Origin of the sequence: Pseudomonas sp. NFR02 (assembly GCF_900119375.1) — a bacterium.
GTDB classification, from domain to species: Bacteria; Pseudomonadota; Gammaproteobacteria; order Pseudomonadales; family Pseudomonadaceae; genus Aquipseudomonas; species Aquipseudomonas paracarnis.
Genome location: NZ_FPJJ01000002.1, coordinates 125,365 through 138,814, shown reverse-complemented (window position 1 = coordinate 138,814; position 13,450 = coordinate 125,365). Strand labels below are relative to the sequence as shown.

Sequence of the window (13,450 nt, the reverse complement as noted above, 5' to 3'; positions counted from 1 at the left end):
GGCGTGACGCGGAGCGTCACAGGATGCGTTCCCACGCAGAGCGTGGGAACGATCAGGCCGGTTGCAGTTTTTGCTCGAACACGGAAACCCCGTCCAAGTCCCGTAGCATCACCGTCAACTCCGCCGTCTGCCCATCTATCTGCACTTCACCAAAAAACTGAAAGCCCGCAAACGGCGAGGTATTCTGCGCCGGTGGCGCCTTCTGGAACACCACGTGCGGGCCAAAGGTTTTATCCAGTGGGTTGGGCCCGAAACTCCCAGCATTCAACGGCCCTGCCACAAACTCCCAGAACGGCTCGAAATCCTGGAACGTCGCACGGTCAGGGTGATAGTGATGCGCTGCACAGTAATGCACATCGGCCGTCAGCCACACGTGGTTGCGCACCTTATGCTCATGCAGGAACCCCAGCAGTTCGGCGATCTCCAGCTCACGCCCTTGCGCCGGGCCAGGGTCGCCATTGGCGATCGCTTCCCAACGCGCCACGCCGGGGCTGACTTCACCGTCGGGCACGCCCAGACCGATGGGCATGTCGGCGGCGACCACCTTCCACTGCGCTTGCGAGGCCTTGAGCCCGCGTTTGAGCCAGTCCAACTGTTCCCGCCCGAGGAAGGGCTTTTCCGCGCCCAGGTTGTCATCATTCGGCCCACGATAGCTGCGCATATCCAACACAAACACATCCAGCAGCGGCCCATAACTGAGCTTGCGATAAATGCGCCCGCCACCGTCGGCGCTCTGTCGGCGCATGGGTGAATATTCCAGCCAGGCCTGGCGGGCACGGCCCACCAAGGTATTGATGTCGCGGGTCTGGTAACGCTCATCCAACTGCTTGCTCGATGACCAGTTGTTGATCACCTCGTGATCGTCCCACTGCCAGATCTGCGGTACCTCGGCATTGAAGCGGCGCACGTTTTCATCCAGCAGGTTGTAGCGGTAATTACCGCGATATTCATCGAGGGTTTCCGCGACTTTGCTTTTGGCTTCAGTGGTAATGTTGCGCCAGATGCGCCCGCCTTCAGTGGTGAGCTGCGCGGGGACCGGGCCGTCGGCATAGATGGTGTCGCCGCTGTGGATAAAAAAGTCCGGCAGGCGCAGGCGCATGGCTTCATAGATGCGCATGCCACCGATGTCGGGGTTGATGCCGAAGCCTTGGCCGACAGTGTCGCCGCTCCACACAAAACGGATGTCACGCCGCTGTTGCGGCACGCTACGCAAGTGGCCGAACCAGGGTTCACTGGCAATGCCGGTCTGGGCGTCTTCGAAATGCACGCGGTAGAAAATCGCCTGGTCGACCGGCAGCCCGGTGAGCTCGACACGGGCGGTAAAGTCGGTGCGGCTGTCGGCCAGGGGCGAGACGAATCGGCGCGGGTTGCTGAACACGCTGCGGGTATCCCACTCCACCACCATCTTCGCCGGGCGGTCACTGCGGCTCCAGATCATTGCGCGATCGCCCTGCAGGTCGCCCGATTGCACGCCGTCAGTGAGTTGGGGTCGGTCCTTCACCGAAGCGATCACCGCCGGCGCCAGGCCCGGCAACAACAGGCCAGCGCCCACGGCTTGCATCACACGGCGGCGACCGAGATCGAAGTGGCTCATGCAGGTGCCCTCTTGAGTATCAAAAGGGCCACTAAAGCATGATGGGATGAAGCGGATGTGACACCGATTAGCAGAACGGTCGAGTTCACCTGTGGGAGCTGGCTTGCCTGCGATGCAAACACCTCGGTGTATCAGGCAAACCCCGTCGAGGCTATCGCAGGCAAGCCAGCTCCCACATTTTCTGCCAGTGTCAGGCAGTCACGGCCAGTTCAGCCGCTTCCGGTCGCTTGAGCACGGCATACACCAAACCGGTCAACACACTGCCCGCCACAATCGCCAACAAGTACAACAACGCATGGTTCATCGCATTCGGAATCACCAGCACAAACAACCCGCCATGGGGCGCGGCAAGTTTGCAGCCGAAGTACATCGACAGCGCACCGGTCAACGCGCCACCGGCGATGCTGGCCGGAATGACGCGCAGCGGGTCTTTGGCGGCGAAGGGAATCGCGCCTTCAGAGATAAAGCACAGCCCCAGGATCATCGCCGCCTTGCCGGCCTCGCGCTCGGTCTGGGCGAACTTGCGCCGGGCCAGCAACGTGGCGATGCCCATGCCAATCGGCGGCACCATGCCGGCGGCCATGGTCGCGGCCATCGGCGCGCCGCTCGACGCGGCCAGCAGGCCAACCGAAAACGCATACGCCGCCTTGTTGATCGGCCCGCCCAAATCCACACACATCATGCCGCCGAGCAGAATGCCCAGCAGCACCGCGTTGGTGGTGCCCATGGTGCTGAGGAAATCCGTCAGGCCCGTGAGCAAGCGGGCGACCGGTGGGCCCACCAGGTAGATCATCACCAAGCCGGTAAACAGGCTCGCCAATAACGGGATGATCAGGATCGGCTTGAGCGCTTCCAGGCTCTGAGGCAGTTGCACCGTGCGGCTGATCAGCTTGACGCAATATCCGGCGACGAAACCGGCCAGGATGCCGCCGATAAACCCAGCCCCCAGCGTCCCCGCCAGCAGCCCGCCGATCATGCCGGGCGCAAGGCCAGGACGGTCGGCAATCGAGTAGGCGATGTAGCCCGCCAGCAGCGGCACCATCAACAGGAACGCCTGGTCACCCACGGATTTGAGCGCCGCCGCCAAGGTGCCGGGCTGCTCGAAAGCATGGATGCCGAAGACAAACGACAAGGCGATCAGCAAGCCCCCCGCCACCACCATCGGCAACATATACGACACGCCGGTGAGCAGGTGTTTGTAGACGCCGGTTTTCTCCGCCTTGGCCGGTGCACCGCCGGCCGCGCTTTCCACCGCGCCTTCGGCCAGGGCTTTGTTGAGGATGGCTTCGGATTGCTTGAGGGCAATGCCGGTGCCACAGCGGTAAATCTTCTTGCCGGCGAAACGCTCGGTGGCCACTTCGATATCCGCCGCGAGCAACACCACATCGGCATCGGCAATCGCTTGCGGGCTTAACGGCGTGCGAGCGCCCACCGAGCCCTGGGTCTCGACCTGCAGGTCATAACCCAGGCGCTGAGCAGTCTGCTGCAAGGCTTCGGCGGCCATGAACGTGTGGGCCACACCGGTGGGGCACGCGGTAATCGCGACGATACGCGGCGCAGCCTTGGCCGCCACCGGGGCGGCGTCGGCGACATACACCTGGGCTTCTTCGGCGCCCCGGCGCAGTACGCCTTCGACATCCGCCAACGCCTGGGCCGGCGTGCTCTGGAACACACGCTTGCCGACAAACCGCTGCATATCCACCGGGGTACTGCTGACCAGCAGCACCCACTCGGCATCATCAATCGTCGCCTGGGACAACTGGCGCTCCGGACGCTGCACATCGACGACTTCAACACTGGTGTGCAAGCCCATGCGCTGGGCGGCGGCGTCCAACAAGCGGGCGCACAGCACACTGGTGACCATGCCGTTCGGGCAGGCGGTAACAATGGCTAACTTCATCACAAACCCTCTTATTGTTCTGTCAGCGTGCGTACTTCGACGCCGCTTTCGAGATGCGCCAACTGGGCGTCATCGCTGATGCCAAAACCGATCTGTGTCACCGCCATCGCGGCAATCGCCGTGGCCCGGCGCAGGGTGTGCTCCGGCGTGTCGCCACTGAGCAAACCGTGGAGCATCCCGGCCAGCAGCGAGTCGCCGGCACCCACGGTACTGGCCACTGCCACCTTGGGCGGCGTGGCATGCAGCGCCGCACCCGGGCGGTACCAGGTCACACCTGCGGCCCCGTCGGAGACCACCACATGTTCGACGCCTTGCTGATGCAGGCGGCTGATGGCATCGGTGGCGTTACCCAAGGCCTCGGCCAACTCTTCGGTATTGGGTTTGACCAGCCACGGGCCAACCTCCAACCCCAGGCGCAGCGCTTCGCCGCTGGTGTCCAGGGCGACTTTCAACCCGAGGTCTTTCAACGCCTCCAGCAAACCTTTAAACCACTGCGGGCTGACGCCGCGCGGCAAGCTACCGGCCACCACGACCGCATCGAACTCCGGGCCAATGATCGCGACCATCTTGAGCAGCGCTTTTAGCGCCTCTTCAGTCACCAGCGGCCCCGGTGCATTGATGTCGGTGACACGCCCATCCTGTTCGGCAATCTTGATATTGCTCCGGGTTTCGCCGGGAACCCGGATGAAGGCATCGCCAAACCCACGACGCTTGATCAGCGCATTGAAAGCCTGGGGGTTGGCACTGCCGAGGAACCCGCCCACGCTGACGTAATGGCCCAGGTCCGCCAGCACTTGCGCCACATTCACGCCTTTGCCGGCCGCGTGGGTGAGCATCGCTTCACTGCGATTGACCTCACCGGGTTGCAGGTGCGCCAGACGTACCGTGAGGTCCAACGCCGGGTTCAGCGTCAGGGTCAGAATATTTGCCATCTACACGGCCTCCACTAGGGCACGCACTTCGGCGGGCGAACCCACCGCCAGTGCTTGTTGCGCCAGGCCCTGGGCCTCGCTCAGACTGAATTCACGCACCCGCGCCTTCACTTCAGGAATGCTGCGGGCCGACACGCTCAACTCATCCACGCCCAGGCCGACCAGCACCGGCACCGCCAGCGGGTCCGCCGCCAACTCGCCGCACACGCCTACCCATTTGCCGTGGGCATGGGCGGCGCGCACGGTGATGTCGATCAGTTGCAGGACTGCCGGATGCAAGCCATCGGCCTGGGCCGACAGGGTCGGGTGGCCGCGGTCGATGGCCAGGGTGTACTGGGTCAGGTCGTTGGTACCGACGCTGAAGAAGTCGACTTCCTTGGCGAGGACCGGCGCCAGCAACGCGGCTGAGGGCACTTCGATCATGATCCCCAGTTGCAGGTCCGCCACCGGGATCTCCAGGCGCAGGCGCTCGGTCATGTCCCGGGCGGCGCGCCACTCATCCACGCTGCCGACCATGGGGAACATGATGCGCAGCGGGCGGTTATCCGCAGCACGCAGCAGCGCCCGCAGTTGCGCTTCCATGATCTGCGGGCGTTGCAACGTCAGGCGAATACCGCGCACACCCAGGAAGGGGTTTTCCTCTGCGGCGATCGGCCAATAGGGCAAAGGCTTGTCGCCGCCCACATCCAGGGTGCGCACCACCAACGGGCGACCATTGAGGCCGTCGAGTACGCGACGGTATTCGGCCTCCTGGGTGGCCTCGTCCGGCGCCTGGGGGTGGGCCATGAAAATCAGTTCGGTGCGCAGCAGGCCAATGCCTTCGGCGCCCTGCTCCACGGCACTGGCCACCCCGGCGCTTTCGCCAATGTTGGCGAACACTTCCACGGCGTGTCCGTCGCGGGTCAGCGCCGGTTCATGGCGTTGGGCCGAAGCGGCTTGCAAGCGCTGCTCGCGGCTGTCGCGCTCCACGGTGGCCCGTTGCAGGGTGGCGGCGTCGGGGTCCACATGCAGGCGGCCGCGCTGGCCATCGAGCAACAGCGGCGTGCCCGCGTTGAGCAGTAACACCGCAGCGCCAGCGCCGACCAAGGCCGGAATGCCCAGGGCGCGGGCGACAATGGCGCTGTGAGCGGTGGCGCCGCCCCGGGCGGTGAGAATGCCGGCAACGCGGGCCGGGTCCAGGCGCGCCACGTCCGAAGGGCCGACTTCTTCCATCACCAGGATGTAGGGCTCGCTCGGTTCCTGCACGCTTTGGACGCCGCACAACTGGGCCAGCACGCGGCGGCCGATGTCGCGCAAGTCGGCAGCACGCTCGGCCAGCAAGGCATCCTGCAAGGCTTCCTGCTGTTTGGCGGCGGCTTCGATCACGCTCATCCAGGCGGCTTCGGCGCTTTCGCCTTGCTTGAGGCGGGTGTCGACTTCGTCGGTGAGTTCCGGGTCGTCGAGCATTTCCTGGTGCGTGATGAAAATCTCGCGGATGGCCTTGGCCTGGCTACGCTCGATCAAGCCCTGGATATCCGTGCGCACCTCGCTCAAGGCCGTGTGCAGACGCTGGCGTTCGGCGGCGGCGGACTCACCGCGCAACGGGTAATCGAACACCTGCGGCACCTGGATATGGGCCGGGCCGATGGCGATACCCGGTGCGGCGGCAATGGCCTGGAGTTGGCTACCGCTCAGTGGCGCGCTGAGCACCGGTTCGATATCGACCTGTGCGGGCTGTGCGCTCACGGTGGGCAAGGGCTCGACCTCTTCGCCAAGGCCCTCTTGCACGGCGGCCAAGAGGGCGGGCAGTGCATCGCCGGCCACCGTCGGCTCGGCCACGAACTCCAGCACCTGACCACGACGTGCGCCGAGGCTGAGCAACTTGCTCAGGCTTTTGACCGACACGGCGCCCACCGCGCCATCGACGATGCGCACGCGGATATCGCCATCAAAACTTTTCGCCAATTGCGCCAGGATCTTGGCCGGGCGCGCGTGCAGGCCGTGGGCGTTGGCCAGGGTAATACGGGCGCTGGGCCAGTCCGGCGGCAGTTCACCGCCCAGCACTTCCAGCACCGCGCGGCTGCTGGTGGCGCGCCCCAACTCCTGGCCGCGCCCTTCAATGAGCAAGGCACACAGGCGTTCAAGCAGGGTCTGGTGCGCTTCACCGAGGCTCGCCAGGCAGAACAGGCCGTGCAGGGGCTGGCCGAGGTAACGCATGGGTTTGTCCGGCGTCACAAAGGCCAGGCCCGGACGCTTGACCGTCTGCTCGCTGTGCAACCACCACAGGCCATCGCCCAGGGGCAGCGCGTCGACCTGCTGCAATACAGCTGCAAAGCCATTGCTCACGCAGTCGGCCTGGCGCAGCAGGCGCGCACCGCGCCACACCAACTCTTCAAAATCATCGGCCGACACGCCCAGGCTGATCATCTGCGCATCCAACGCCAGTTCCTGGGGCGCGCCTTGCAACAGTTTCAACAGCGCTTCGGCGCTGCCGGCACGGCGCAACGCCTGGCCCAGGTCGGTTTCGCCGAGGGCACGGGTGAGCAGTTGCAACAGGCGCAGGTGTTCATCGGATTTAGCCGCGATGCCAATCGCCAGGTAAACGATCTGGCCATCGCCCCAGTCCACCCCTTCGGGGAACTGCAGCAGGCGCACACCAGTGGAAAACACCTGGTCGCGGGTTTCTGGCGTGCCGTGGGGTATAGCGATGCCTTGGCCGAGAAAGGTCGAGCCTTGGGCTTCACGGGCTTGCAGGCCACTGAGATAACCTTCGGCAACCAGGCCATCGGCCACCAGTTTGTCAGCGAGCAGGTGCAAGGCAGCAGATTTATCCACAGCCACCTGGCCCATGGATATCTGCTCTACAGTGAGCTCAAGCATGCCGTTCTCCTAGTTAGTGCGACGGGCGCACTAGGTATTGTTGTAGGTAAATAAGTTCGAAATTAACTGACTGAGCGGTCAATTGGCAGTGGTCACTCAGTGGCGAACATCGTAAAAATACGCTTGCTGAAACGTTTAATCTAGAATTTATGGCAGATTACGCGTTAATTGCGCAAGCTTGAAGGGCCACTCGGCGCTTGCTGTGGGACATTGGTCGAATGCTGGAATCGGTTACGATTGGACAAAATGTCGGGGCGAGCGCCAAAAAACAAGGAAATCCCGGTTTGAAACTCAGTGATATCGCACGTCTGGCCGGTGTGTCCGTTACCACCGCCAGCTATGTCATCAACGGCAAGGCCGAACAGCAGCGCATCAGCAACGCAACCGTTGAGCGTGTGCGTGCCGTGGTCCAAGCCCATGGCTTTACCCCCAACCCTCAAGCCGCCGGGCTGCGCAGTCGGCATACGCGAACCTTGGGGTTCATCCTGCCAGACCTGGAAAACCCCAGCTACGCACGCATCGCCAAACTGCTGGAACAAGGGGCACGGGCGCGGGGCTATCAGTTGCTGATCGCCAGCTCCGATGATGAAGCGGACAGCGAACGCCAACTGCTGCAACTGTTCCGGGCGCGGCGTTGCGATGCGTTGTTCGTCGCCAGTTGCCTGCCAGCCAGCGATGACAGCTATCGCGAGCTGCAGGCCAAGGGGCTGCCGGTGATTGCCATCGACCGGGAGATGGAGCCGAACCAGTTCTGCTCCGTGGTCAGCGACGACCACCAGGCCTGCAGGCAACTCACCAGCAGCCTGCTGCAACCGTTGCCCAAGCAGATCGCACTGATTGGCGCGCGGCCCGAGCTGAGCATCAGCCAGGCACGTACCGCCGGTTTCCGTGATGCGCTGCAAGGCTTTACGGGCGAAGAGATTATCGAACAGGGCGAAGCCTTCAGTCGTGACTGCGGCCGAGAGCTGATGGAGCAACTGCTGCAACGCCTGGGCCATTTGCCGGACGCGCTGGTAACCACCTCCTACGTACTGCTGCAAGGCGTGTTTGATGCGCTGCATGACTTCCCCCTCAAGTCACGTCCCCTGCGCCTGGGCACCTTCGGCGATACCCAGTTGCTGGATTTCCTCCCGCTGCCGGTCAACGCCATGGCCCAGCAACATCAATTGATTGCCGAGACCGCCCTGCGCCTGGCCCTGGCCGCCATTGAAGAAGAACAGTACCAACCCGGCGTGCATGCGATTGGCCGGACCTTCAAGCAGCGTATCCACGAGGCCTGAGCGTGGAGCTGATCGACACCCACACGCACCTGGACTTCGAGGACTTCGACCAGGATCGCTCGCACATCCTTGCCCACAGCCGTGAACTCGGCGTGCGGCGCCTGGTGGTGCTGGGGGTGTACCAGAAAAATTGGCAGCGGCTGTGGGACTTGGTGCAACAGGACGAAGGCTTGTTCGCCGCCTTCGGCTTGCACCCGGTGTATCTCGATGAGCATCGCCCCGCCGACCTGCTGGAGCTGGGCGACTGGTTGACGCGCCTGCATGGCCACCGGCAACTGTGCGCCGTGGGCGAAATTGGCCTGGATTACTTTCTCGAACAGTTGGACCACCAGCGCCAGCAACAGTTATTTGAAGCCCAACTGAAACTCGCGGTGGATTTCCAACTGCCGGCCTTGCTCCACGTTCGCCGCAGCCACGCCGCCGTGATTGCCACCCTCAAGCGCATCCGCGTGCCCAGAGGCGGCATCATCCACGCGTTCGCTGGCAGCGCTGAAGAGGCGCGCGAGTACATCAAGCTGGGGTTCAAACTGGGCCTGGGTGGCGCTGCCACCTGGCCCCAGGCGCTGCGCATGCACCGGGTACTGGCGCAGTTGCCACTCGACGCCGTGGTGCTGGAAACCGATGCGCCGGATATGGCTCCGGCCATGTACCCCAACCAGCGCAATAGCCCGCAGCATCTGCCAGATATCTGCACGGCCCTGGCCGAGCGCATGGGTATCAGCCCTCTATCGCTCGCTGAGACGAGCACACGCAATGCGTGCGAGCTGTTCAACTGGTAGCGGACTGATCACCTGCAACTTCAAGATCATTGTCTGTCGATGCCGGGCATAGCGCACCACCAGCAAATGGATCAGCACGGCGACCAGCGAAACGTTCAGTTGCCCGATCACACTGAGCAGCCCCAACCATTCAGCGAACAAGGCCACCAGCAAGGTCGCGCATGTCAGCATGATCATGCTCGGCCGCACCAGCGCCCATTGGTCCAGGGCCCTGAACTGCCGCAACTGCTTGGCGCACCCCAACTGCAACCCCGAGTGGCAATACGTACAGTCAAAAGGCACATCAATGGCAATGGCATTCAGTTGCCAAGGCTTGAGTTCAAACGTCATGTCGCACTGGGCGCAATGCCCTTTGATACCGATTGCAGCGGCCATCGTCGTGTCTCCTCGTGACCGTGACGGATGAAATAAATTTTCACCTATTCACGCCGCGATAAAACACGCCCAGGCAAATCAAGACATCGGCCACAGGGTCGGTAGCTACATCCTTCAGAACCTCCCTACACCCGAAACGCACCAATCAATTGCTTCAACTCAACCACCTGGATTGCCAACTGCCGACTGGCCGCTTCCGTGTGCTGGGCGCCTTGCGCTGCATGCTCGCCAGCACGGTTGATTTCGACAATGTTCTGGTCGATGTCGTGGGCGACCGCCGTTTGCTGTTCCACGGCGGCGGCGATCTGCTGGTTCTGGTCGACGATCATCCCTACCGCTCCCAGGATATTTTCCAGGGCTTGCTGGACTTTTTCCGACTGCCCCACCGTGCCATTGGCCATCTCATGGCTGCTGCCCATAGCCTTCACCGCCGCGCCGACGCCGCTGTGCAAGCGGCTGATCATCTGCTCGATTTCCTCGGTAGAGTGCTGGGTGCGCCGAGCCAGAGTGCGCACCTCGTCGGCCACCACCGCAAACCCGCGCCCTTGGTCACCGGCGCGCGCGGCTTCGATGGCCGCGTTGAGCGCCAGCAGGTTGGTCTGCTCGGCAATGCTCTTGATCACTTCCAAAACGCTGCTGATGGACTGGCTGTCGGCTGCCAGCTGGTTGATCACCCGCACCGAATCGTCGATCTCCGCCGCCAGGCGTGCGATGCCGCCTTGCTGGGATTGCACCAGCGCACGCCCGCTGACCGTTTCATCATTGACGCTCTGGGCACTGCTGACCGCCGCCGCCGCGCTGCGCGCCACCTCTTGGGCGGTGGCGGACATCTGGTTCATCGCCGTCGCTACTTGTTCGATCTGGCTGCGCTGGCCGGACACCGCCTGGTTACTCTGTGCCGACACCGCCTGCACCTGGCCGGCCTGCAACTCCACCTGGCTGACCGTATGCCCAACGCGCTCGATCAGGTCATGAATCTTGGCCACGGTGCCATTGAACACCTGGCCCAGGTCGCCCAATTCGTCACGGCTTTGCGCAACGAAAGTGACGGTCATATCGCCCGCCGCCACTTTGTCCATCATCGCCCCCAGGCGGCGCAAGGTGGTGCGAGTGGAAACAAAGAAACCGGCATAGAGATAGAAAATCAGCGCAAACACCGTCGCCAGGGCCGTGACCAGCAACACCATGTGCAGACGGTTCTGCGCCAGGCGCTGCTGCAACTGCTGCCCGAGGAACGCCAGGGTGGCGTCATCCAATTGATAGGTCTTGGCCATTAGTTGGCTGACGCCGTCATAAAACCCCTGCCAAGGCGCGTCGAGGGTTTCGGCCATCACCACCTGCTCTTCGAAAAACTCACTGCCTTGCTTGAGGCTCGCCTGGCTGGCTTGCGCCGACACCTCGAGGGCGGCGTGCGCGGCCTTGCTGGCGCCCAGCGCGTCCTGCAGCTTCAGGCCATATTCACCATGGAGTTTTTCCAACTGCTGCAGCAGTTCGTCAAAACGGGTACTGGAGGACGAATTGATAAAGCCCTGCCCCAGGGAGTACGCGCCCATCGCACGGCCTTCACCCAAGGCCTGGGTGACCTGAGGGGTGACGGTGGTGACCAGGTCGCTGAGCTGGCGCAGATCACTTTGCGGATCACGGTTCAAGCCGGCCTGGCTGGCAATAATCTGGCTGAACATCTGGGCCTGGTTGAGTAACTTGCCGATCAACGCTGCTTTGTTGAGCAACGAGGTTTCCTGTTGCTGAGCCTTGAACGCAGCGATCAACTCATCGCGCTTACTGTCGAAGACGGCAACGTGCTCGGGCTGGGTCGCGATCGCGTGCAAGCCCTGCAAGCGCTCCACTACACTGGCTTCCAAGGCGCTGATCCTGGCCTCCAGGTCTGCCGCTTTGCCTGACTGGCCGAGGGTGGCGTTGATCTGTACCTGGTTGTTGAGGGTTTCCAACTCCCGACGCAACGCCAGGCTGCTGCCGAGCAGGTCAAGGCTTTGCAGTTCGACGCGGGTGCCCTGGTATTCGCGCCACGAGTCGCGCACCAGGTAATAGTTGGTCGCCAGCATCGGCAGCAGGAACAGCACGCTGATCAGGCTGAACTTCATGCCGAAGCTCAGGCGGTTCATCAGCGCGACGGCGGGATAAAGCAAGCTCTTCACAGGTGACCTCCCCTTCTTTTATTTTTATTGAGGCGCAGGGCGACGGCAGATAGCCACTATTTGGCGCTCTATCTGTATAGCTCAATTCGAAAGGGAGTTTTGTAACGTAAGGTTAACGGCGGGAGTGATGGATGCACCCCGCCGCTATTACTCAGGGCAACACCGTCCAGATGGCAAACCCGGCATACCACAGCACTGCCGCACGTAGCAGCAGCTCCCACAGGCGATCCAGGCTGTTGATGCCATCGGCCCCCACCACGGGGGGAGGAATTTCCGCGGCGGCCAGGCCGACTTTTTCCATCAGTTGGGCAGCGCTGATGTCCCAGCTCAGCAGTTCGTGGAGCATCACCCGGCTGACCCCGACGAAATTGCCCACCAAGGCAAAGCTGGCCGCCAGCAGGCGTACCGGCAACCAGTCAAACGCGTGGCGCAATTGCGTGGCGCGCTCGGCCACCAAGGGGTTCTGGCTGTTTTCGCTGGCCAGCGCCAACAGGCGGTACGCCAGGGCGGCCACCGGGCCCAGCAGGAAATACCAGAAAATCACCGCGAAAAAGCTTTGATACGCCTGCCACAGCAGGTAGCCCTGAACACGCTCCAGCAGTTGCTCGCCACTGTCGGCACCAAGCTTGAGGTCGCGTTCGGCCACATGCTCGGCCGCTTGCAGGTCACCGCGCCGCCAGGCATCGCGAAACGGCCCCAGCCCGGCCAATAGATCGCCACGGCCCAGGCTGTAGATCACCACCAGCAAGTGCACCGGCAATGCCAACAGGCCATAGGCCACTGGCTCCAGGACCAGCAACAACAACGCCAGCAACGCCACCGGCAGCAGCACCAATACCAGCAGGATCAACCAGGGCCGCTTGCCCATGCGCGGGCTCGATTCCAGCTTGGCCAGCTCACGCAGCCATCCACCGTCGCGCTGCAACCGCAGGCGCAAGGCCGAGAACTTCTCGATCCATACCGCCAGCACCAACACCAGGAAACTCATCGTTCGTGTCCTCCATCCTGCAGGGCGCTGCGAAAGCGCATCCAATCAAAAGCGGGGCCCGGGTCGGTCTTGCGACCCGGAGCGATGTCGCTGTGACCACAAATACGTTGATGGGTGATCGCGGGGTAAGCGGCCAACAGTTGGCGTGCCAAGTCGATCAACGCCGCATACTGGGCATCGGTGAACGGTAGGTCATCCGTACCTTCCAGCTCGATTCCCAGAGAAAAATCGTTGCAGATCTCGCGCCCCTCAAAGACGGAAATACCGGCATGCCAGGCCCGGTCACGGCACGAAACAAATTGCGTCACAGTGCCGTCACGTTCAATCAGAAAATGCGCAGACACCCGTAGGCTGGCAATCCCTTCAAAGTAGGGATGTTCTGAGATATCCAGGCGGTTCTGGAAAAACTCCTGCACCTTACCGGTGTTGAACTGCGCCGGAGGCAAACTGATGTTATGCACCACCAACAGCGAGATTTCGCCTTCAGGGCGCTCGTTGAAGTTGGGCGAAGGGCAATGACGAATGCCCTGGCACCAACCGCTGGCGGGGTCCAACTGCATACAGGCTCCTTGAGTGAGACGAGGTGT

Annotated in this window: 10 protein-coding genes; 2 read left to right on the top strand and 8 right to left on the bottom strand. The window is 62.7% G+C overall.

Going from position 1 to position 13,450, the window contains the following annotated elements; translation table 11 throughout:
* Positions 1 to 52 precede the first annotated feature (52 nt).
* From BT199_RS06380 to ptsP, 4 genes are all read right to left on the bottom strand, one after another.
* Positions 53 to 1,594 carry an alkaline phosphatase D family protein gene (locus BT199_RS06380; RefSeq protein WP_014716886.1) on the bottom strand — a complete coding sequence of 514 codons (1,542 nt, stop codon included), beginning with the start codon at positions 1,592 to 1,594 and terminating at the stop codon, positions 53 to 55.
* A 190-nt stretch (positions 1,595 to 1,784) separates the two neighbouring features.
* On the bottom strand, positions 1,785 to 3,494 hold the full coding sequence (locus tag BT199_RS06375) for a PTS fructose-like transporter subunit IIB (protein ID WP_014716885.1): 1,710 nt from the start codon (positions 3,492 to 3,494) through the stop codon (positions 1,785 to 1,787).
* Positions 3,495 to 3,505: 11 nt separating this feature from the next.
* Positions 3,506 to 4,426: a 1-phosphofructokinase gene (gene pfkB, locus BT199_RS06370; protein WP_072434169.1), complete on the bottom strand. Its 921-nt coding sequence runs from the start codon at positions 4,424 to 4,426 to the stop codon at positions 3,506 to 3,508.
* Positions 4,427 to 7,285, bottom strand: coding sequence for a phosphoenolpyruvate--protein phosphotransferase (gene ptsP / locus BT199_RS06365; RefSeq protein ID WP_072434168.1), 2,859 nt, complete (start codon positions 7,283 to 7,285; stop codon positions 4,427 to 4,429).
* Between the two features lie 284 nt (positions 7,286 to 7,569).
* Between ptsP and cra the strand changes: the two genes are divergently transcribed.
* Both cra and BT199_RS06355 read left to right on the top strand, forming a co-directional pair.
* Positions 7,570 to 8,565 (top strand): catabolite repressor/activator, encoded by a 996-nt coding sequence (cra, locus tag BT199_RS06360; protein ID WP_072434167.1) that lies wholly within the window; start codon positions 7,570 to 7,572, stop codon positions 8,563 to 8,565.
* Between the two features lie 2 nt (positions 8,566 to 8,567).
* The gene (locus BT199_RS06355; protein ID WP_072434166.1) at positions 8,568 to 9,344 is read left to right on the top strand and encodes a TatD family hydrolase; all 777 of its coding nucleotides are present in this window, start codon (positions 8,568 to 8,570) and stop codon (positions 9,342 to 9,344) included.
* On the opposite strand, the gene BT199_RS06350 is transcribed toward BT199_RS06355, so the two are convergent.
* The 4 genes from BT199_RS06350 to ampD form a co-directional block, all read right to left on the bottom strand.
* Entirely contained in the window at positions 9,291 to 9,719 is a 429-nt protein-coding gene (locus tag BT199_RS06350; RefSeq protein WP_019816973.1) for a hypothetical protein, read from the bottom strand. The two genes, BT199_RS06355 and BT199_RS06350, sit on opposite strands and share 54 nt — an antisense overlap.
* Positions 9,720 to 9,844: 125 nt before the next feature.
* On the bottom strand, positions 9,845 to 10,549 hold the full coding sequence (locus BT199_RS27650; protein ID WP_370694795.1) for a methyl-accepting chemotaxis protein: 705 nt from the start codon (positions 10,547 to 10,549) through the stop codon (positions 9,845 to 9,847).
* A gap of 1,477 nt (positions 10,550 to 12,026) precedes the next feature.
* The gene (ampE, locus tag BT199_RS06340; protein WP_014716879.1) at positions 12,027 to 12,863 is read right to left on the bottom strand and encodes a regulatory signaling modulator protein AmpE; all 837 of its coding nucleotides are present in this window, start codon (positions 12,861 to 12,863) and stop codon (positions 12,027 to 12,029) included.
* On the bottom strand, positions 12,860 to 13,423 hold the full coding sequence (gene ampD / locus BT199_RS06335) for a 1,6-anhydro-N-acetylmuramyl-L-alanine amidase AmpD (protein ID WP_014716878.1): 564 nt from the start codon (positions 13,421 to 13,423) through the stop codon (positions 12,860 to 12,862). Before ampD ends, ampE begins: the two co-directional genes overlap by 4 nt.
* Between the last annotated feature and the right edge of the window lie 27 nt (positions 13,424 to 13,450).

Bases quoted from the DNA above. Each gene is read 5' to 3' on its own strand.
- BT199_RS06380 (WP_014716886.1), bottom strand. From the start codon at position 1,594: ATGAGCCACTTCGATCTCGGTCGCCGCCGTGTGATGCAAGCCGTGGGC.
- BT199_RS06375 (WP_014716885.1), bottom strand. From the start codon at position 3,494: ATGAAGTTAGCCATTGTTACCGCCTGCCCGAACGGCATGGTCACCAGT.
- pfkB (WP_072434169.1), bottom strand. From the start codon at position 4,426: ATGGCAAATATTCTGACCCTGACGCTGAACCCGGCGTTGGACCTCACG.
- ptsP (WP_072434168.1), bottom strand. From the start codon at position 7,285: ATGCTTGAGCTCACTGTAGAGCAGATATCCATGGGCCAGGTGGCTGTG.
- BT199_RS06350 (WP_019816973.1), bottom strand. From the start codon at position 9,719: ATGGCCGCTGCAATCGGTATCAAAGGGCATTGCGCCCAGTGCGACATG.
- BT199_RS27650 (WP_370694795.1), bottom strand. From the start codon at position 10,549: ATGTCCGCCACCGCCCAAGAGGTGGCGCGCAGCGCGGCGGCGGCGGTC.
- ampE (WP_014716879.1), bottom strand. From the start codon at position 12,863: ATGAGTTTCCTGGTGTTGGTGCTGGCGGTATGGATCGAGAAGTTCTCG.
- ampD (WP_014716878.1), bottom strand. From the start codon at position 13,423: ATGCAGTTGGACCCCGCCAGCGGTTGGTGCCAGGGCATTCGTCATTGC.